Source organism: Williamsia limnetica (assembly GCF_003217475.1).
Taxonomy (GTDB): Bacteria; Actinomycetota; Actinomycetes; order Mycobacteriales; family Mycobacteriaceae; genus Williamsia; species Williamsia limnetica.
Window position 1 is genome coordinate 295668 of record NZ_QJSP01000002.1, and the last position, 18610, is coordinate 314277.

The 18610-nt window shown below is 63.8% G+C and carries 20 protein-coding genes; 9 read left to right on the top strand and 11 right to left on the bottom strand.

Annotation, left to right across the window (positions count from 1 at the left end):
* Positions 1 to 257 precede the first annotated feature (257 nt).
* The gene (locus DFR67_RS04120) at positions 258 to 1283 is read left to right on the top strand and encodes an alpha/beta hydrolase (RefSeq protein ID WP_110468140.1); all 1026 of its coding nucleotides are present in this window, start codon (positions 258 to 260) and stop codon (positions 1281 to 1283) included.
* A gap of 378 nt (positions 1284 to 1661) precedes the next feature.
* Entirely contained in the window at positions 1662 to 1904 is a 243-nt protein-coding gene (locus DFR67_RS04130; RefSeq protein ID WP_110468142.1) for a hypothetical protein, read from the top strand.
* A gap of 19 nt (positions 1905 to 1923) precedes the next feature.
* Here the strand turns inward: DFR67_RS04130 and DFR67_RS04135 are convergent, their stop codons facing one another.
* Both DFR67_RS04135 and DFR67_RS04140 read right to left on the bottom strand, forming a co-directional pair.
* Positions 1924 to 2859 carry a 1,4-dihydroxy-2-naphthoyl-CoA synthase gene (locus tag DFR67_RS04135; protein ID WP_110468143.1) on the bottom strand — a complete coding sequence of 312 codons (936 nt, stop codon included), beginning with the start codon at positions 2857 to 2859 and terminating at the stop codon, positions 1924 to 1926.
* Positions 2860 to 2884: 25 nt separating this feature from the next.
* Entirely contained in the window at positions 2885 to 3895 is a 1011-nt protein-coding gene (locus DFR67_RS04140) for a GGDEF domain-containing protein (protein WP_245937712.1), read from the bottom strand.
* Positions 3896 to 4010: 115 nt separating this feature from the next.
* On the opposite strand from DFR67_RS04140, the gene DFR67_RS04145 reads away from it, so the two are divergent.
* Entirely contained in the window at positions 4011 to 4682 is a 672-nt protein-coding gene (locus DFR67_RS04145) for a PaaI family thioesterase (RefSeq protein ID WP_110468331.1), read from the top strand.
* 11 nt (positions 4683 to 4693) lie between these two features.
* On the opposite strand, the gene DFR67_RS04150 is transcribed toward DFR67_RS04145, so the two are convergent.
* The gene (locus DFR67_RS04150; protein WP_110468144.1) at positions 4694 to 4957 is read right to left on the bottom strand and encodes a hypothetical protein; all 264 of its coding nucleotides are present in this window, start codon (positions 4955 to 4957) and stop codon (positions 4694 to 4696) included.
* 176 nt (positions 4958 to 5133) lie between these two features.
* Between DFR67_RS04150 and DFR67_RS04155 the strand changes: the two genes are divergently transcribed.
* Entirely contained in the window at positions 5134 to 6213 is a 1080-nt protein-coding gene (locus DFR67_RS04155) for an enoyl-CoA hydratase/isomerase family protein (protein WP_110468145.1), read from the top strand.
* On the top strand, positions 6210 to 6986 hold the full coding sequence (locus DFR67_RS04160) for an enoyl-CoA hydratase (protein ID WP_110468146.1): 777 nt from the start codon (positions 6210 to 6212) through the stop codon (positions 6984 to 6986). The genes DFR67_RS04155 and DFR67_RS04160 overlap by 4 nt, the downstream gene beginning before the upstream one ends.
* A gap of 91 nt (positions 6987 to 7077) precedes the next feature.
* Here DFR67_RS04160 and DFR67_RS04165 read toward each other — a convergent pair whose 3' ends face one another.
* A complete protein-coding gene (locus DFR67_RS04165; protein ID WP_146240358.1) occupies positions 7078 to 7692 on the bottom strand; it encodes a hypothetical protein in 615 nt (204 codons plus the stop codon).
* Between the two features lie 197 nt (positions 7693 to 7889).
* Between DFR67_RS04165 and DFR67_RS04170 the strand changes: the two genes are divergently transcribed.
* Positions 7890 to 8390, top strand: a complete 501-nt coding sequence (locus tag DFR67_RS04170; RefSeq protein WP_110468148.1) for a hemerythrin domain-containing protein — start codon at positions 7890 to 7892, stop codon at positions 8388 to 8390.
* Between the two features lie 36 nt (positions 8391 to 8426).
* Here the strand turns inward: DFR67_RS04170 and DFR67_RS04175 are convergent, their stop codons facing one another.
* The gene (locus tag DFR67_RS04175) at positions 8427 to 9713 is read right to left on the bottom strand and encodes a hypothetical protein (RefSeq protein ID WP_110468149.1); all 1287 of its coding nucleotides are present in this window, start codon (positions 9711 to 9713) and stop codon (positions 8427 to 8429) included.
* Between the two features lie 166 nt (positions 9714 to 9879).
* Between DFR67_RS04175 and DFR67_RS04180 the strand changes: the two genes are divergently transcribed.
* Together DFR67_RS04180 and DFR67_RS04185 are read left to right on the top strand one after the other, a co-directional pair.
* Positions 9880 to 10446, top strand: a complete 567-nt coding sequence (locus DFR67_RS04180) for a TetR/AcrR family transcriptional regulator (RefSeq protein WP_110468150.1) — start codon at positions 9880 to 9882, stop codon at positions 10444 to 10446.
* Positions 10443 to 11633 (top strand): SGNH/GDSL hydrolase family protein, encoded by a 1191-nt coding sequence (locus DFR67_RS04185; protein WP_110468151.1) that lies wholly within the window; start codon positions 10443 to 10445, stop codon positions 11631 to 11633. Before DFR67_RS04180 ends, DFR67_RS04185 begins: the two co-directional genes overlap by 4 nt.
* Positions 11634 to 11692: 59 nt before the next feature.
* On the opposite strand, the gene DFR67_RS04190 is transcribed toward DFR67_RS04185, so the two are convergent.
* The 6 genes from DFR67_RS04190 to DFR67_RS04215 form a co-directional block, all read right to left on the bottom strand.
* The gene (locus tag DFR67_RS04190; RefSeq protein WP_211324934.1) at positions 11693 to 12778 is read right to left on the bottom strand and encodes a hypothetical protein; all 1086 of its coding nucleotides are present in this window, start codon (positions 12776 to 12778) and stop codon (positions 11693 to 11695) included.
* Entirely contained in the window at positions 12775 to 13908 is a 1134-nt protein-coding gene (locus DFR67_RS04195; RefSeq protein WP_245937713.1) for a sensor histidine kinase, read from the bottom strand. The genes DFR67_RS04190 and DFR67_RS04195 overlap by 4 nt, the downstream gene beginning before the upstream one ends.
* Positions 13909 to 13982: 74 nt before the next feature.
* A complete protein-coding gene (locus tag DFR67_RS04200) occupies positions 13983 to 14627 on the bottom strand; it encodes a DNA-binding response regulator (protein WP_211324946.1) in 645 nt (214 codons plus the stop codon).
* 218 nt (positions 14628 to 14845) lie between these two features.
* Positions 14846 to 15169: a hypothetical protein gene (locus DFR67_RS04205; RefSeq protein ID WP_110468154.1), complete on the bottom strand. Its 324-nt coding sequence runs from the start codon at positions 15167 to 15169 to the stop codon at positions 14846 to 14848.
* Between the two features lie 75 nt (positions 15170 to 15244).
* Entirely contained in the window at positions 15245 to 16294 is a 1050-nt protein-coding gene (locus DFR67_RS04210; RefSeq protein WP_110468155.1) for a hypothetical protein, read from the bottom strand.
* Positions 16291 to 17601, bottom strand: a complete 1311-nt coding sequence (locus DFR67_RS04215; RefSeq protein ID WP_245937714.1) for a sensor histidine kinase — start codon at positions 17599 to 17601, stop codon at positions 16291 to 16293. The genes DFR67_RS04210 and DFR67_RS04215 overlap by 4 nt, the downstream gene beginning before the upstream one ends.
* A gap of 276 nt (positions 17602 to 17877) precedes the next feature.
* Here DFR67_RS04215 and DFR67_RS04225 point away from each other — a divergent pair, with 276 nt between their 5' ends.
* Positions 17878 to 18528 carry a hypothetical protein gene (locus DFR67_RS04225; protein ID WP_146240359.1) on the top strand — a complete coding sequence of 217 codons (651 nt, stop codon included), beginning with the start codon at positions 17878 to 17880 and terminating at the stop codon, positions 18526 to 18528.
* Positions 18529 to 18610: the final 82 nt, after the last annotated feature.

The window sequence follows — 18610 nt, forward strand, 5'->3', positions numbered from 1 at the left end:
AAACGAGATGGGGCACCCGTGCTCCACCTGGGGAAACAATTCGAGATTCTCGAAGCCGGAACGGCCGGAGAGTTGGTGCTCGAGACGGTGGGTGTCGGCCACTGGCCTCGTGATCTTCACTTTCCATTCATTTCGTCGGCACCGCAGGGAGCCGACGAGGCAGATCCGCATACCGGGCGGACTCAATACGACGGGAAACTTTCTCGCGGGGACGAATACCCGCTAAGGTTCGCTTCGTGACCCGAATCTCGGCAAGAATGCCGTCCCGAACGATCCGAGCCGCTGTTGCCGTGACGGTGGCGTCGGTGGTTACCACCACGACGCTGCTGGTGGCAGGTCCAGCGGCGGCGGATGAACTACCGCAGATCGGCATCACCTCGCCGGGCGGATCGTCGCTGGTCAGCGTGAACGAGTCGGGTCCTCAGCAACTCGAGATGGTCGTGCATTCGGCGTCGATGGACCGCGACATCCCCATCTCGGTGCTACTGCCGAAGGATCGCTCGGCCCCTCGTCCCACGCTGTACCTGCTCAACGGCGCAGGGGGCGGCGAGGACGCTGCCAACTGGCAGGCCAAGACGGATGTCGTCCAGTTCTTCAAGAACAAGAACGTCAACGTGATCACGCCCAATGCCGGCGCTTTCAGTTACTACACCGACTGGCAGCAAGACGATCCGGAGCTCGGTCGCAACAAGTGGTCGACCTTCCTCGGTAAAGAGCTGCCACCGATCATCGACGAGGCGCTCGACACGAATGGTCGCAACTCGATCGCCGGTATCTCCTCGTCGGCGACCTCGGTGCTGAACCTGGCCATCGAGCATCAGGGCCTCTACAAGTCCGTCGGTTCATACAGTGGCTGCGCGTCGACCGCCAGTCAGCTCGGCGAGACCTACATCAGGATCACCGTCGAGGGGCGCGGCGGCGGCGATGCCACCAACATGTGGGGTCCGTACGGCGGCCCGGGCTGGATCGCCAACGATGCGATCATCAATGCCCCGAAGTTGCGCGGACAAACGCTGTACATCTCGAACGCCACGGGCTTCCCGGGGCCGTACGACAGCCTGGCCTACACCAAGGATCCTGCGAGCCTGGCCGATCAGATCATCCTCGGCGGCGGCATCGAAGCGGCCACCGGCATCTGCACTGCGCTCCTCGTCGACCGCCTCAATCGACTGAACATCCCGGCCACCTACGACTTCCCTCCCGCCGGAACCCACTCGTGGGGTTACTGGGAAGACCAGCTGCACAAGTCATGGCCGACGCTGGCCGGCCCCCTCGGTCTCTGACCCTCGCGACATGAAAATGCCCCCGGTGATACCGGGGGCATTTTCGTTGGCCGTGGGAGACTAACCCGTCATCATCCCCATCAGGAAGGTGAGGATTTCCAAGAAATCGATCTCGAAGGTGGAGGTCATGGTGGTGTCCTTCCGTCGCGCGACATTGAAGATTCTTGCTGTACAGGTCAGCTCCGCATTCTCGAAGCCATTGAAATCAACCTGGTTCCAAGGATTGCAGTGAATCCGATGCAGGGGGTATTGATTTACGGAATTCGATACCACAATTAACGAGTTTGTAATTGTTCGGCGTGCTCGACGCCACCCCTTTACCCAGCTTTCAACTGCTGTTCGTTGTCACGGGGCCGGTCTGCCCGACATCCTGATCGGATGACTGAACCGCAACCGCTGATCCCCCCGTTTCAACACAACGACGACTCCATCGATGCTGCTGACGCCGGTCGCGGTGCGCCCGGCGGAGGCTCGATCGTCGAAGGTGGGGCAACGGTGACGCCGGAAGAGATCGAGCAGTTCAACGAGCACCTGGACGCCGAGCGGGACAAGGCTCCGCTGTTTCGCACCCCACATCCCGAGCACCATCAAAACCCGAAGGACGGGACCCCGGAAAACTGACGGCCCCCGATCGAGCCGTTCAGTAGTAGAAGGGGTAGTCGTCCCAGTCGGGTGACCGCTTCTCCAAGAACGCGTCGCGTCCCTCGACTGCTTCGTCGGTCATGTACGCCAGTCGGGTGGCTTCACCCGCAAAGACCTGCTGGCCCATCAATCCGTCGTCGGTGAGATTGAACGCGAACTTCAGCATGCGCTGCGCTGTCGGGGACTTTCCGTTGATGGTCTTGCCCCATTCGATTGCCGTCGCCTCGAGCTCGCCGTGGTCGACCACCTCGTTGACCGCGCCCATACGTTGCATCGCCTCGGCGTCGTACGCGCGGCCGAGGAAGAAGATCTCGCGAGCGTTCTTCTGGCCGACCTGCTTCGCGAGGTAGGCGCTGCCGTAGCCGGCGTCGAATGACCCCACGTCGGCGTCGGTCTGTTTGAAACGGGCCTCTTGACGCGAGGCGAGGGTGAGGTCGCAGACGACGTGCAGCGAGTGGCCACCACCTGCTGCCCAGCCGTTGACCACCGCGATGACAACCTTGGGCATGGTCCGGATCAGACGCTGGACCTCGAGGATGTGCAGGCGGCCGCCTTCGGCCTTGACCCGCGCCGAGTCGACGGTCTCGGCAGTGTCCCCGCCCGCGTACTGATACCCCGAACGGCCCCGGATGCGCTGGTCGCCGCCGCTGCAGAACGCCCAGCCGCCGTCCTTCTCGCTGGGGCCGTTGCCGGTCAGCAGCACCACCCCCACATCGGGTGTGCGGCGGGCGTGGTCGAGGGTGCGGTAGAGCTCGTCGACGGTGTGCGGCCGGAACGCGTTGCGGACCTCGGGACGATCGAAGGCGATCCGCACGATGCCGTGCGCGCGACCGGATCCGGCGTGACGGTGATAAGTGATGTCGGTCAGGTCGTCGAAACCCTCGACAGTCTGCCATTGCGTCGGATCGAAGGGCTGTTCCACAGATGCGCTCATGGGTTCCGAGAGTAGTTGGCGCGTGTCAGGGGATCGGCTCGGCGCCGCCGCTGCCCTTGGCCCGCTTGATCCGATAGAGATCGGCGTCTGCTTCGGCGAGGAGCTCGGCGATGGTGGAGGTCGCTGCCAAACCGGTTGCCGCGCCGATGCTGGCGTCGCCGGGTCCGCTTCGGATGCGGTCGACGGTGGTTGCTGCCGGCACCGGACGATTGCCTTCGAGGCAGGCGGCGAACTCGTCGCCGCCGAGGCGCGCGAACACGGCGTCGTCCGGCATCAGGGCCCGCCACTGGTGCGCGTAGTCGATCAGCTGCTCGTCACCGAACTGATGACCGAACTCGTCGTTGACGGCTTTGAAGTCGTCGATGTCGAGGGCGATCACGGTGATGGTGGTCTGTGCTGCCCGGGCTCGCGCGAGCTGCTCAGCGGTGGCGATCTCCCATCCGGCGCGATTGAGCAGTCCGGTCAGCGGATCGGTGCAGGCGATGGTCACCAGGGCGCGTGTCACCAGACCGAAGGACTCGGCGGCGCCCACGATCGCGACGACGAAGACCACGTAGGTCAATGCCGACTTGGTCGCCGGGGCAACAGCCAGCGCGACTATCGCCGCTGCGCTGAGCACGCCGATCAGGATCCGGGCGCGATCGGTTCGATAGAAGGCGATCAGGTACATCGCCAGGAACATGACGGCGATCAGGCACAGGAACTCGGCGGCGGCGAGTACATGGAAGGCCATCACTGCCGGCGTGGCGATCATCGCGGCGGCGATCGCCGGGATGAGATTGACCGGCGTTCGCGCGAGGTACAGGAGGCCGAACGATCCCAGCGCCACTGCGACGATCCCGCCCACGGGGTTGGACAGTTCGACGTTGTTGCTGCGCAGTGGGAACAGGGTCAGCAGCACCCCCGCCGCGTACAGGAATGTGGTGGCCGCCAGGTAGATACGCAGCACCCGAATCTGTTGCCGGCGCAACATCTGACCGGTAGGGCCGTGAACGAGACCGAACCGGTTCACGGCATGGCTCTTCTCGACGTCCACGAGCCGAATAATCGCCGCATCACCGACCAGTATCGTCCACCTGCCGGCGATTGGTGGGGTTGTTGCTGCGGTGCCGCGTCACGCGAGGTCAGGGGCGGTCGATACTGTCGTGATCATGACGCAGAAGAGTCCGCTTCAGAAGACCGCGACGTCGTTTGCTGAGGAGTCCGCTGACGAGCCTCACCACGAGGGTGGCTTCCGGCCCGACTTCGACATCGATCTGACGCGCGGCGGCCCCCGCTACGGGGAGTTCATCGAAGAGGTCCGGACGTTCATGGACCGCGTGAAGGCGGCGCTGCCTTCCGAGGAGTTGGTGGCCGAGGTCATCGATGAACTCAAGGTGCTCAACGCAAAGCTGGACGAGGTGGCGATCGACGAGTGGCGGGCCCCGTCCGGCGGACGGATCGATCTGCCTGCGCGCGGCAACATCACGCTGCCGCCGTATGAGGTCGACGACGCCGGCGAAGAGGGTGTGCATGCCCGACTGACGTTCCGGCGCTATCACCTGGGCGGGAACAATGCGGCGCATGGCGGTCAGGTGGCGGTGGCCTTCGATGACCTGATGGGCATGGCCGGGGCCCTGGGATCCAAGGGCATCACCCGCACCGCCTACCTGACGGTGAACTACCGCGCGATCACGCCGCTGGACACCGAGCTGAAGTTGCGGTCCTGGGTTGACCGGATGGAGGGTCGGAAGGTGTTCCTACGGGCGACGCTGCACAACGGTGAGACCCTGTGCGCCGAGGCGGACGGACTCTTCATCAAGCTCAAGCCTGGTCAGCCCTGAGCTGACACGCACTACCAGCGCCTGCGCTTGCGCAACGCCCACAGCGCGATGCCGATGCCCGCGACGCTGAGCAGGTCAGACTCGGTGAGGCCGTTTTCTGGCGTGAACGACAGGATCACATGACCCTCGATCGGCCCGTTGAACAGCACCCACAACACGGATACAACGATGAGCACGCCCGCCGCGCGCCTACTCGGTTTGGCGAGGGTCCACGCTCCACACACGAACAGCAGGTTCAGCAGCACCAGGCCGTAGAAGAGGGTGGTCGGGAGCATCCATCCAGTATGGAGTCGCTCCGGACGTAACCCGTTCTCGCGCGTGGTGAGCCTCGCCACTGCCTCGTGGCCCGAGTTGCTGCAGGGTGGTGCGGCGGTCGAACGACCCACCCATTCCCATCTTTACTAGGATATGCAACTATGTGAGGCGCCCGGCAGTCGAGCGATGGAGAGTCATGTCAGACGAGAGCAACGTCCTGGTTCGCACCGAAGGCCGAATCGGGCGTATCACGCTCAACCGGCCGAAAGCCATCAACGCGCTGACCCACGACATGGTCGTCGACATCGATGCTGCGCTGCGGAAATGGGCCGACGACGACACGATCGAGGCGGTGCTGCTCGACGGCGCGGGTGAGCGCGGTCTGTGCGCAGGCGGCGACATCGTCGCCATCCACCGGGACGCATCGGTGTCGGACGACCTGGAGCAGGCGCTCGCGACCCCGTCGGGCGTCTTCTGGCGCGACGAGTACATCCTCAACGCCTACATCTCGCATTATCCGAAGCCATACATCGCACTGATGGACGGCATCGTCATGGGCGGCGGCGTGGGTATTTCGGCACACGCCAACACCCGCGTTGTCACCGATCGCACCCGGATGGCCATGCCGGAGGTCGGGATCGGCTTCTCTCCGGACGTCGGCGGCACGTACCTGCTCGCCAACGCCCCCGGCGAACTGGGAACCTACCTGGCGCTGACGGCCGCGAACATCAACGGTGCCGACGCCATCGCCATCGGATTCGCCGATCATTACCTGCACGCCGACCAGATCCCCGCCTTCGTCGAGGCCCTGACCGGGACCGCCGCCGCAATCTCAGACGTCATCGCGGACTTCACCACCGCGCCACCCGAGGCCGAACTGCTCGGCAGGCAGCACTGGATCGATGAGGCCTTCGCGTTCGACACTGCTGTACAGATCGTGGAGCACCTGCGCGGCCGGGACGAGCCCGACGCCCGCGCGGCCGCTGATGTCGTGGCCGCCAAATCGCCGACGTCCGTGGAGGTGACCCTGCGTTCGCTGCGGTCGATCACCCCCGACACCACCCTGGAAGCGGCTCTGCAGAACGAGTTCCGGGTGTCGATCCACTTCCTGGTGCACCCGGAGCTCGCCGAGGGTATCCGCGCCCAGGTCATCGACAAAGACCGCCAACCGAAGTGGTCGCCGCCGATGCTGAGTGACGTCGACCCCGCTGTGGTCGAGAACTTCTTCGCGTCACTGCCCGACGACCTCAGCCTGACGAATGGAGCCCAAGCATGACCACTTTCGAGACCATCATCACCGAACAGCGTGGCCGCGTCGGAATCATCACGCTCAACCGCCCGAAGGCACTGAATGCGCTGAACTCTCAGCTGATGGCCGAGGTCGTCTCGGCGGCGCAGGCGTATGACACCGACCCGTCGGTCGGCGCCATCGTCATCACCGGGTCCGAGCGGGCCTTCGCTGCCGGCGCCGACATCAAGGAAATGTCGGAGAAGACCTATGTCGACATGCTCTCCGAGGACTTCTTCTCTGCCTGGGGACATCTGGTCGAGGTGCGGACCCCGGTGATCGCGGCCGTCGCGGGCTTCGCTCTCGGTGGTGGCTGCGAGCTGGCGATGATGTGCGACATCATCATCGCCGCAGAGAATGCGGTGTTCGGTCAGCCGGAGATCAACCTCGGTGTGATCCCGGGCATCGGTGGTTCGCAGCGACTCACCCGCGCGATCGGCAAGGCCAAGGCGATGGACATGGTGCTCACCGGCCGCCGCATGAAAGTCGAGGAGGCCGAGCGCGCCGGACTGGTCTCACGGGTGGTGCCGACCGAGTCGTACCTCGACGACGCGATCGCCGTCGCCACCACCATCTCCGAGCTGTCGCTGCCCATCACGATCTTGGCGAAGCAGGCCGTGAACCGTTCGCAGGAAGTCAGCCTGGCCGAGGGGATCCTGTTCGAGCGCCGGGTGTTCCACTCGACCTTCGCCACCGACGATCAGACCGAGGGTATGGCCGCGTTCGTCGAGAAGCGGGACGCGAACTTCTCGCATCGCTGAGGCCGCCCACCCGAATTTGCACCGGCCACCTGTTTCTTCAGGTGGTCGGTGCAAATTCAGGTGGGGGAGCCCTGCGACAGAGCCGGGATGACTACGGCGTCGCGTACGTCTCCCAGAGTTCGCCGACGAGGTCGACAACTTCGGGAGGCACGCAGATCTCGCCGAAGCACGTCTGCGCAGGTGGCTCGACGGGGGCGACCGGCTCGACAGTAGGCGCCGTGCTCGGAGCCGTACCCGGCAACACCAGGCGGGAGGGCTCGGCGGTTGCATTCGGACCGACAGGTGTGGGCGTTCCCCACTGTTCTGCGCCCTCGCCGAGGGGGACCTCGGAACATCCCCAGAACAGGTCGTACGTGCCGTCGGGCAGAGTGGCGGACCCGTCCGGCCCGGTCTCCGTGAACAGCTTCAGCGGCACGGTTTTCGTCGCGCCGGGCTGGATGACCGCGCTCAGCGTCTCGGGATTGGTGTATCCGAACACCGGTTTCGTGTCCGCGGTGACGGCGCTGTCGGCCGGCAGGCCATAGAGATTGCAGCCGATCATGGAGCCCGACCCGTTGGTGATCGTCACGGTGGCGTTGCTTCCGTCGACCGTCGGCGAGATGGAGACATCGCTCGGGGCCGCGTTGGCGAACGCCGGGAACATCAATAGTGCGGCAGCGCAACCGGATACGACTCCAGCTGTCCGGCGGGCAATTCTAGCCGTCATGGATGACCAAGCCTTTCGACAGAGATTTCCGTGCGCAGGACACGCCAGAAGTGATCTTCACGATCACTTTAAGCCAGTGCATGCTCTGTCGCAATTCGAAAGACGCAGCTCGCGTGCTTGGGCACGCTGGTTTGACCAGCACAGCTCAGGGGCAATCTGCCCGTGCCCTCAGGTACCACCCAGCTCAGGAGAGTCTGATGTCGACAGATGCCATTGTCATCCTCAAAGACGAGCACAAAGCGATCAAGAAGTTGTTCAAAGAGTTCCGCGGTGCGGGCCCCGATGCAAAGCAGACGAAGGCGGACACCGTCGCCAAGATCATCGAGGCGCTGACGGTGCACACGTATATCGAGAACGAGGTCATGTACCCGGCGGTGCGCAAAGCGGTTCCGGACGTCGAGGACGACATCTTGGAATCGTACGAAGAGCACCACGTCGCAGACCTGCTGGTCATGGAACTCGCCACGATGACCCCCGACGATGAGCGATTCGATGCCAAGACCACCGTCCTCATCGAGAACGTGGAGCATCACATCGACGAAGAGGAAACGGAGTGGTTCCCAGAGGTGCGGAAGACGCTGGGACGTAAGGAACTACAGCGTATCGGTGAGCAGCTGCTCGAGTCGCGGGCCAAGGCGCCACACTCGCCCGCACAGCCTTCGGCGCTCAAGAAGACGATTGACGCCGTCATCAAGTAGGCCTGCGGAAATCGGTTCTGCAGACCGGCAGGTCGATCAGTTGGTGGGTGCGACCTCGGGGAGTGGCGCCTCGCCGTTCGACGACTGATCCGGCGATGCTGTCGGTGCATCTGGTGTTGTCCGGGTCGTCGGTGTGACAGACCGCGTAGGCGGCGTGTAGGCGGGGGCGGTAGACGTGTCCCGTTCGGTCGTGGTCGCCGGCCCACCCAGGTTGGGGGTGTTCTGCCGCCGAGTGGAGTCCGGTGTGCTGGTATCGGGAGCGCTGGTATCGGGAGCCGGGGAATCCCTGGTGGTCGTGGGGGTCTCGGCGCTCGTGGGGATCTCGGTGGTCGTGGGGATGCTGGTCAGCGTGTTCGCCGAGGTCCTGCGTGGCGGTGATGCCTGCGTTGTGGTGTTGGTCGGCGACGACGGCGACCGCGACGCTGGGTCGGTGGTCGATGCGGTGACCGGCAGGCTTGAATCGGAAAGTGCGGGTGCTCCCTTGTCGGGGTGCTGGGCCACGGCGACCGCGAGTCCGCCGGCGAACAAGACGGCAGAGAGTCCCACCACTGCGACTGCGAGATGCGATGGCCTGGTCTTCGGGGGCCGCCCGCGCAGGGGGATGGGCTGCTCGCGGCCCGCTACGAGTGCGGCCCCGAACGCAACGCTGTACCGGCCTCCGACCTCCCCGACCGGGAGCCCCGCCGCTCGGGAGATCTCCTGGATGACGCCGTGGATTTCCGCGCCGGCTCCGGCGGCGACGATGGTGTCGACCCCGAGCCCGACGACAGGTAGGGCGGCCATCGCATCGGCCAAGGCGTCCGCGCCCGCTCGTTCGTAAGCGGGCAACTGCCCGCGTGGGGCCTGCGCAGTATCGATGACGGTTCCGAATGCGGGGTCTATCAGCATCAGCGGTGTGGTGGTCTCGGGGCGTCCCTGGTGATCGAGATGCGTAACGACAAGTGGATTGGCCCCGCGATACTGCGATGACACCGCTGCGACGAGCGCGGGGACCGCGGAGACGATGGTCGCCTGAGCGAGCCAGGCAGGGGCGCCCACTTCGTGGGCGCGATCGTTGACCAGGATCTGGACCGCTGGGTCGGTACACGCCACCGCAACACGCTGAGCTGGTAGCGGTGCCGATTCGACGAGGCGATCGAGGTGCTCGATGAGGGTGCCGTCGACGGCAGGCAGCGCGACCCTGTTCCTCGCGACCACATCGCGAGTCGACGCGTCGATGAGCAGCAGCGTGATTTCGGTACGCGTGATCGCGAGGCCCAGTGCGTGCCCGTGAGCCAATGGTGCACCTCCACCTTCGCCGCGATTCGTGATCGTCTCTGTCATTTATGAGCCAGAGTGCATAGCGTTTTGTGTTGTCCCTGAACATGATTCGCGATCAGAGCGACTGCGGATGGGCTGATGGGGTGTGAGTTGCGCGACAGTGCGGCGGCGCTTTTGCTAATACTATTAGGTAAAAGTAGCGTTGTCTTAGTAAACAAGGAGAATGCTTATGCCGCGGGTGGGTTTGACCAGCGAACGTCTGGTGCAGGCGGGTGCGGCGCTGGCCGATGAGGTCGGCTTCGAACACGTGACAGCGTCAGAGCTGGCCAGACGGTTCGGCGTCAAGGTCGCCAGCCTGTACTCGCATCTGAAGAACACCCACGAACTGAAGACCAGAATCGCACTGCTGGCGTTGGACGAGCTCTCCGAGCGGGCATCCGATGCGCTGGCCGGCCGGGCAGGCAAGGACGCCTTGATCGCGTTCGCCAACTCCTACCGTGACTATTCGCGGGAGCATCCAGGCCGGTATGCCGCCACGCAATTTCCACTCGATCCAGAGACTGCCGCCGCGAGTGCCGGCGTCAAACATGCGTCGATGATGAGGGCGATCTTGCGAGGCTACGACCTGTCCGGGGATGACCAGACCCACGCTGTCCGGCTGCTGGGCAGCGTCTTTCATGGCTATTCGAGTCTCGAGGCTGCCGGCGGATTCAGTCACAGTGCACCGGACTCGGAAGAGTCCTGGACAAAGATCCTCGATACTCTCGATGCCCTGCTACGGAATTGGCCTTCATGAACCAGTATTCGACAACACCCATCACCCTGGGCTTGCTGCGTGGCGCGGCAGACCTCGAATACACGGCACCTGGTGTGGTGATGCATCGCCTACCGGCGGCCGCGCGCAGTCAACACTGCGACCCGCAGTTGACCATGGCCGAATCGCAACCCGCGGGTGTGCGTCTGGTCTTCAGGACCGCCGCCACGCTCATCGAGCTCGATGTGCTGTCCACCAAACGCCATCACGTGGGTCTGCCGCCGCGCCCTGACGATGTGTTCGAATTGTTCGTCGACGGGCAACCGGCCGGACGGGCGATCGCGCCGCCCGGCACCACCATCACCGTCGACATGGCCGCGGGCACTGTCGACCATCGGCCAGGGCCCGTGAGCACCCTCGAGTTCGGCGACCTCGGACCCGGCGTCAAAGACGTCGAGATCTGGTTGCCGCACAACGAGAATATGGAACTCGTGGAGCTGCGCACCGACGCACCGGTCGAGCCGGCCACCGACACGCCACGCCCTGTCTGGGTTCACTACGGCAGTTCGATCAGCCAGGGATCGGGGGCGCATACCCCGAGCACCACGTGGCCCGCGATTGCCGCAGCGGCAGGCGGCGTCGACCTCGTCAACCTCGGACTGGCCGGTAGTGCCATGCTGGATCCGTTTGTGGCACGGGCGATCCGGGACACTCCTGCTGACATCATCAGCCTCAAGATCGGTATCAACATCGTCAACGCCGATCTGATGCGACTGCGGGCATTCACCTCAGCGGTGCACGGTTTCCTCGACACCATCCGCGACGGACACCGACTCACACCCATTGTGGTGGTGTCCCCGATCTACTGTCCCATCCACGAGAACACCCCCGGGCCCGGCGCCTTCGACCCTTCCGCACTCGCCGAGGGGAGAGTCGAGTTCCGTGCCACCGGCGACCCGTCCGAGGTGGCTGCGGGAAAGCTGACGCTCACCGTGATCAGGGATGAACTGGCCCGCATAGTCGCAGGCCGGGCGGCCGACGATCAGCACCTGCACTATCTCGACGGCCGGGATCTGTACGGAGAAGCCGACTTCGCCGAACTACCGTTGCCGGATAATCTGCATCCCGATGCAGCGACGCACGAGCGAATGGGACATCGTTTTGCAGCCGCATCGGCGGACCTCAGACTCCTACCACCGCCGGCTCCCGGGCCGGTACGAGGGGAATGACCTGCTCGGCGATGTACGGCGCTGCCTTTGCTGCCACCTGACCGTGCCAACAACACTTCTCACCCCGGGCCTGTTGCCCATTCGATGTCGACTGGGGCACTCGCGGTGGCGCTTTGGGCACGCTCGGCGCGGTCCAGCAACTGGGCGTCGAGTCCGTATTCGAAACGGGTGGTGTCGTCCGGCGTGCGGTGCAGGATGGTGAGTACCACGTCGCGACCGGGTGGGAGCATGCGAATCGTCAGAGTGCCGGATTCGGCACATTCCAGGGCATCGGTGACGTGCCCCAGCAGGCGGTTCCGTGTTTCGGGTGAGATGTCGTCAACTCTTCGATCGTCGAGCATCACCACTTCGACGCCGCGGGCCCGGGTCGCCCTCGTGCAATCCTTGATCGCGGGTGTGGAAAACACTGGCGCCCGCAACGTATCGCGGAGGTGGGCTTCCAGTAGTTTGGCAGTGAGCCGTTGATCCTCAGTGAGTGGACTGTCGCCGGCCAAGCGCTCAAGCAGTGGCCGGGCGAGTTCGTTGAGTTGGGCCAACCTGCGGTCGCGTTCTTCGAGCACCGCCTTGTCCGCCGCTTCCGCGGCGACGCGAAGCGTGGCCTGGTCGCGGAGCTCGAAGATTCGGCGGGAAGCAGGCCGGATCCGCCAGGCGAAGAACGTCGCCATGAGTAGCGGGGCCACCTTCACGACCGACAGCTGCAAGCCCTCCGCGTATCCAATCCCCGTTCGTTGCCCCCACAGCATGTGTGAGCCCAGCACTGCGATCAGTCCTATCCACGCCCACGCTGCCCGACCGCGCACACACATATATATGTATATGGAGAGCGCGGCCCACGATGGCCAGAGCTGCAGCCCTGATATCGGCGGAGCTACCTTCAGCAGAACCAGATTCATGGCCACCACACCCGCGGCGGTCAGCGCGATGGTTGTCGGAATCGGCAGCGGATCTCCCCGAACAGTGATGAGGGCAACGGCTGCCAGGCTCATGATGAGCCAAGCGGCGAACTCGTACCAGAAGCTCGCTGGTGGGCTGGTGTTTACCGCGACCAGCGCGTAAGTGATGACAAATGCAGCGACGAGCAGTCGGGCCGCGACAGTTCGGAACCCGAGTACCTCGTGAACGTCAGGCGCCTTGCTTTCGGTCACCGGATCTGCCATTCGAGGTGCACTCGTGTTCCTGATCCCGGTCCGCTGTGCACGCTTGCGAAACCGCCGGTCAGGCTACCCATGCGGCCTACGATGCTGACGGCGATGCCGAGTCGATGTGGGGCAACGGTCCTGGGATCAAAACCCGCGCCGTTGTCGGTCACGTCGACCCTGAGCAGGGCGTCGGACAGGTCTACCGTCACCTTCCGCCATGCGTCACTGCCCGCGTGGAGACGACTGTTGCGCAGGGCCTCCGACAGGGCGGACCCTACGGCGCGCACGCCGTCCGCGGGAAGCTTCTCGTCCCCTACGGCATTGCTGTGTTGTACGTCGAAGGCGGCTTGGTCGTCGGCATCGGCAGATGCAGACCGAAGATAGGTGATGGCTTCGTCGGTCGAAAACAGCTGGTGCAGCATGGGAGGAGTCTTCAGTTCGTCGAGTTCGGCCAACGTCGCGCGGGCGAGAGGGCCGACGACGCTCAGCGGCTGACCACGGCTCGCGGCAAGGAGTGACGCCAGCACACCGTCGTGGACTAACGCATCGAAGCGTTCGCTCTCGACCGTCTGCGCATGCTGTGCTGCCGCGCTGGCTGCGGCCTGGTGCGTCATCGCAGTGGTGGAATCGAGAAGGCGACCGGTCCGTATCGCCATCGCTGCTCCACCGACGAACAGGGTGCAGAACATGATCGCGAACGCGACGTCGGTGAGCAGCATCCCGGTCGAGATTCCGCCGCGGGCAACCGCGGTGATCACCATCACGCTGGTGCAGCCCACGACCATGTATACAAAGGCAGCCCAGATCGGCCAAGCGACGATCGCGGCGAGGCTCGCCACCCCGGGAAAGGCTGCGAGCCAGAAGGCATCACCTGCAGGGAGGTCCGGGCCGTTCCACGCGAACGGCCACACGGCTGCCGCCAGTAAGAAGGCGAGCGCTGCTGCGGCTGCGGACACCCGCATCGGTCGAGTGTCGGACGAGAACGACAGCACACCGGGGAGCACGCCAAGACCGAACACCGCAATTACGGTGGGCGGGGTCCACCATGGGTCCATGCGAGCCGATTCGCTGGTGATCGACGGCATCAGGAGAACGAGATACGCGATATATCCAATGCTGACCAGAAGGGCCACCATCCGCAATATTCGATCGACATTGTTGCCGACGTGAGGCACCACAGGTGAGAGTAGTCGGCGAGATCGACCGATGCTCATCGACGGGGGTGTTCAGGCATCGGCAGAAGTCCGTCTTCGACGGCCCGCTGATACAACTCCACCTTCGAGCCGGCCGGCCGGCCGGCCTGGGCATACTTCACGCGGATCCGGGCGAGATAGTCGTTCACCGTGTTCGGTGAAAGACCGGTCATCCGTGCCACACGGTCGGCTCTTTCGCCGGAAGCGTACAGAGCCAGAACGTCTCGCTGGCGAGGACTCAGTTCAACATCGGCCAATCCCGGGTCGCCGTCGATCGCAGCGGCCCATTCGGTGGTCACCACCTGGTGTCCTTCAGCGGCGGCGGCGATGGCTGCCACCACGACGTCCGCTGGCTCGGATTTTCGAACGACACCCAACACGCCGGCTTTCGCGGCCTGCCGAACGAGGTAGGGACTCTCGGCTCCGGTGAAGACCAGCGCTTCGAGGCCGGCCGCTCTCAACTGATCGACGTTCGTGGTCGGAGAGGAGCCGTCTGACAGCCTCAGGTCGAGCAGCACGAGATCAAGGTCAAAACCTTGGTCGAGCAGATCGGTGACAGTGCCCGCGGACGCTACAACCTCGACAACGGGATGATCGATCAACATTGCCTGGAGGCCCAGCACCACCGATGAGTGGTCTTCGATGACACCGACTTTCCTCATGGAACTCATGAACCGGCCCTTCATTCGACGTCCCCTGATCATCCAGCATCGCAGGTAAGCGGGTGTGTCCGACGCCACGCCCGCAGGTCTCGATCATCGCTGTCATACGAACGTACGAATCGCAGCGGCAGCGCCGGCGCTCAACATTTCCGATCGGACTCGCAGCGAATCGCGACTCGAATGCTCATCGGTGCAACCCCGCCCGGCATTACAGTCAGCTACGAATACAACCCGGTGTTGAAGCGGTTGATGACCCTTTGCATCGCTTTACGGTCGCGGATGCGCATCAGTTCTTCATGCAGGGGCGTTGATTTCATGACCACCACAGAGACGTTCACTGTGCTGTCGGGAGCCGGTGGCGACACGATGGTCCTCACCGACCAGCCGAGGATTCGGCCGACGCGGCGCCCGGCTGACCGAACTTCCTGAACGCGAGCGGAGTCGGCCGCCTCGCAGTTGGCAAGGTACTGGCCGCTTGCTCGCAGGGACGCTTCGATCGACGCCATGAGCGCCTGCGCATGAGTGGTGGGAATGGCTTTCACGTACGCTCCTCATGGCGACTTGCCGAACTTGCGTCCCCCGACGACAGTTCCCTGTCTTCGATAGTCCCAAATTTTTCACGAACGGGTTGTAGTTCGAACAGGTGAATCACGGCGGGTCATCTGGCCACTGAGACCGAACTCGAGGCGGCGGGATACTTCAGGCGTCCGGTGCAGAATGGTGAGCAACGCGTCGCGCCGTGGTGGGAGGATGCGAATCGTAATCGTTCCGGAACTTGCGGCGGTGAGGGCGTCGAGGACCCGGCCCAACAACTCGTCCCGCAGGTCGGTGGGGACGTCGTCGAGTCCGTGGTCATCGAGCATCACCACTTCCACCCCACGCGAACGTGCTTGGTGAACAGCGCAGCTGATTTCCGGTGTCGTGAGAGTTGGTGCTCGAAGAGTGTCGCGGAGGTGGGCTTCGAGGAGGCCCGCCGATGTCCTGTCATCGTCGGTCAGGTAACCGTAGCCCGCCAGGCGTTCGAGCAGTGGCCGGGTGAGTTGGTCTAGCTGGGTGAGTCTGAGGTCGCGTTCGTCGAGAACGGCCGCGTCGGCAGCTTCGGCGGCGACACGGACAGTCGCTTGTCTTCGGAGAGCGAAGATGCTTCGGGCCGCAGGGCGAATCGTCCATCCGAAAAACGTCGCCACCACGAGCGGTGCGAAGTTAATGACCGACAGTTGCAGCCCCGTCACATATCCCATGCCGGTCCGTTGTGCCCAGAGCATGTAGCTTCCGAGAACAGCGAGCATGCCGATCCACGCCCATGGCGTCCGACCGCGCACGCACAGATAGGCGTAGATCGCTGTGACCGCGGACAGCGGCCATAGCTGCAACCCCGAGAAAGGTGGGTGGATCACCAGCAGCATCACGTTCATGGCCACGACACCGGATACGGTCAACGCAGCGGCCACCGGCATCGGGAGTGGATCGCCTGGGACCATGATGAGTGCGACGGCTGCAAGGCTGACGATCAACCACGCAGCCAGCTCATACCAAAAGCTTCCGGTTGGGCCGGTTGTAGCAGCAACCAGTGCGTATGTGGCTATGAAGGCGGCGATGAGGATCCTTGCCGCGATTGTCCGTAGGCCAAGCATTTCGTGGATGTCGGGGGCACCCGCGGTAGTCATTGCAGCGCCCACTCGAGGTGGATCAGGGTGCCGACGCCGTGTCTGCTCTGAACCGACGCGGAGCCACCCGGCAAGCCCCGCATGCGGCCGACGATACTGACAGCGATACCGAGTCGGTGCGGTGCGATGGAGGTGGGGTCGAACCCGATCCCGTCGTCGATCACGTCGATCTTGAGAACATGTTCTGTCAGGTGCACCGTCACCGCGCGCATGGCGCTATCTCCGGCGTGTAATCGGCTATTGCGCAGAGCTTCTGCAATCGCGGAGCCAATTGTGCGGATGCCGTCTGCCGCTAGTTTGTCCAACCCGGCTATGTCGTCGGAAAAAATATCGAAGGTCGCTTGCTCGTCGGCGTCGGCCGCTGCCGCCCGGAGGTGCGCGATCGCTTCTTCGACAGCAAACAGTCTATTCGGTTCATTCTGGGTGCTGAGCGGGTCGAGACCGGCGAGCGCGGACCGGGCCAAAGGGCCGACAAGGAACTCCGGCTGGCCACGTGCAGCCGCGAGTAAGGCCGACAGGACGTTGTCGTGGATCAACGCATCGATACGTTTACGCTCGACCGTCCGTGCCCGCTGAGCCGCAGCGGAGGCGGCCGCCCGGTGAGTGGATTCGGTGGTGAAATCGAGTAGTTTCCCGGTACGGATCGCCATTGCTGCTCCACCGACGAACAAGGTGCAGAACATGATGGTGAACGCAATTTCTGTGGGCAGCATCGAAATGGACGATCCACCTCGGGCAACAGCGGTGATGGCCATAACGCCTACGCAGCCCGAGACGAGGTGAGTGGCAGTCAACCAGATCGGCCACGCCACGATCGCGGCCAAGCTTGCCAGCCCTGGGAACGCGGCCAGCCAGAACGCGTCACTGGCGGCGAGATCTGGACCTTTCCATGCGAGCGGCCAGGTAACTATCGCCAGTAGAAACGCCACCGCTGCGGCCGCCGCACACAACCGCATTGGTCGAGTATCGGACCGAAAGGACAGCATTCCGGGCAGCAATCCGAAGCCGAAGACGGTCGCGACCGCAAGGGGCGTCCACCAGGCATCCAACCGTGCTGATTTGACCATGATCGGTGGCAACAGGACGACGAAATAAACGAGGTATCCGACGCTGACGAGCCGCGCCAGCATCCGCAAGATTCGTTCCAGGTTTTCGTTGCCGACGACGGTTACAGTGAGTGAACGTGCCACCGTCGATGCATCGGCGGTCTTGGGCCGAGTTCTGTCGGTGGGAGCTGACCGTTCGATCGTGGTCATCGGTGCCCAGGCGGCCGCAACTTTGTCGTCGACCACCGACACCTTTCTCATCGCGTTCATAATCCCTTTCTGCCTGATCTTGCAGGGATCATGCCTCATCGCGGCCGCGCCGGCCGGTCGTTGCCGAGGCAAGCGCCGCGAAATCGTGCCTGACACGCGCTCAGACGATGATTGGCTTGTGCTCACCTTTGTGGGTATAGCCTTCGGAGTGATGATCAACATGCAGAAAGGCGCATGAGCCGCCGACGTGTTCTACCCGTTTCCATCGGTGCTTCAGTAATCGAAGCCGGCGACATCTCACCCCCACGAGTCGGTTCAGTCGTCGAGATGAGGCTCGACTTCACCGAAACACCGGAGTCCGTGAACGATGCGGTGACGCTGCAGGCGGTCCTCGAACTGCAGCCCACGCCGCGACTCGAAGGTCACCCAGCCCACGCCGACGGCCGGTATTGGTGTTGGATCGGTGAACTACACGGCGATGGGTGGCGGGCGACGTGGTTCGGCCGACGTCCCAAAATGGGGCCGGTGTCGGTCACAGGCCGGTTTCAGAACTCACGCGGCCTGGCATACAAGCAGGGAAGTCGCAGCGAGGTGCGCGGCCAAGTCACTCGCGTGCAGGTGAAGGCAATCCCGTATCACTGCCCTGATGGCAGATGGCAACCGTTGCCGGGAGGGCCGTCCATATACCGTGACGTCGAACTGGCGCCGAGATGGTTCAACCGCGGAGGTCGCCGCGAGGAGGATCAAGACCCGAAGTTGTTGCTGTGGAGAGATTCTGGCGTCCTGATTGAGATAGACCTCGATGATGTCCCCCGCCGTACTTCGCGGCCAACAATCGTGCCAGGGGACGTATCGATCGGTGACCACGGCATTTGGGTCGTCGACAATCAGCTTCTAAGATCGCCTGTGCCTGGAGGTGATCACTTCAGGTGCCCGACGACGTTCGAGGCGTGGCTGACAATCGGCTGTTGTGAGTGAGGCTCCTGGGAGATGGCCACCTCGTCCGTCGCGGACACTCCGGCCGCTGATTGAGACATGTACATCGCGAAGAGTCGCTACT

What these genes read in the sequence shown, in the direction of transcription:
- DFR67_RS04120 (WP_110468140.1), top strand. Translation starts at nt 258, where the DNA reads ATGCCGTCCCGAACGATCCGAGCCGCTGTTGCCGTGACGGTGGCGTCG.
- DFR67_RS04130 (WP_110468142.1), top strand. Translation starts at nt 1,662, where the DNA reads ATGACTGAACCGCAACCGCTGATCCCCCCGTTTCAACACAACGACGAC.
- DFR67_RS04135 (WP_110468143.1), bottom strand. Translation starts at nt 2,859, where the DNA reads ATGAGCGCATCTGTGGAACAGCCCTTCGATCCGACGCAATGGCAGACT.
- DFR67_RS04145 (WP_110468331.1), top strand. Translation starts at nt 4,011, where the DNA reads ATGACGCAGAAGAGTCCGCTTCAGAAGACCGCGACGTCGTTTGCTGAG.
- DFR67_RS04150 (WP_110468144.1), bottom strand. Translation starts at nt 4,957, where the DNA reads ATGCTCCCGACCACCCTCTTCTACGGCCTGGTGCTGCTGAACCTGCTG.
- DFR67_RS04155 (WP_110468145.1), top strand. Translation starts at nt 5,134, where the DNA reads ATGTCAGACGAGAGCAACGTCCTGGTTCGCACCGAAGGCCGAATCGGG.
- DFR67_RS04160 (WP_110468146.1), top strand. Translation starts at nt 6,210, where the DNA reads ATGACCACTTTCGAGACCATCATCACCGAACAGCGTGGCCGCGTCGGA.
- DFR67_RS04165 (WP_146240358.1), bottom strand. Translation starts at nt 7,692, where the DNA reads ATGACGGCTAGAATTGCCCGCCGGACAGCTGGAGTCGTATCCGGTTGC.
- DFR67_RS04170 (WP_110468148.1), top strand. Translation starts at nt 7,890, where the DNA reads ATGTCGACAGATGCCATTGTCATCCTCAAAGACGAGCACAAAGCGATC.
- DFR67_RS04175 (WP_110468149.1), bottom strand. Translation starts at nt 9,713, where the DNA reads ATGACAGAGACGATCACGAATCGCGGCGAAGGTGGAGGTGCACCATTG.
- DFR67_RS04180 (WP_110468150.1), top strand. Translation starts at nt 9,880, where the DNA reads ATGCCGCGGGTGGGTTTGACCAGCGAACGTCTGGTGCAGGCGGGTGCG.
- DFR67_RS04185 (WP_110468151.1), top strand. Translation starts at nt 10,443, where the DNA reads ATGAACCAGTATTCGACAACACCCATCACCCTGGGCTTGCTGCGTGGC.
- DFR67_RS04195 (WP_245937713.1), bottom strand. Translation starts at nt 13,908, where the DNA reads ATGGTGGCCCTTCTGGTCAGCATTGGATATATCGCGTATCTCGTTCTC.
- DFR67_RS04200 (WP_211324946.1), bottom strand. Translation starts at nt 14,627, where the DNA reads ATGAGGAAAGTCGGTGTCATCGAAGACCACTCATCGGTGGTGCTGGGC.
- DFR67_RS04210 (WP_110468155.1), bottom strand. Translation starts at nt 16,294, where the DNA reads ATGACTACCGCGGGTGCCCCCGACATCCACGAAATGCTTGGCCTACGG.
- DFR67_RS04215 (WP_245937714.1), bottom strand. Translation starts at nt 17,601, where the DNA reads ATGAGAAAGGTGTCGGTGGTCGACGACAAAGTTGCGGCCGCCTGGGCA.
- DFR67_RS04225 (WP_146240359.1), top strand. Translation starts at nt 17,878, where the DNA reads ATGAGGCTCGACTTCACCGAAACACCGGAGTCCGTGAACGATGCGGTG.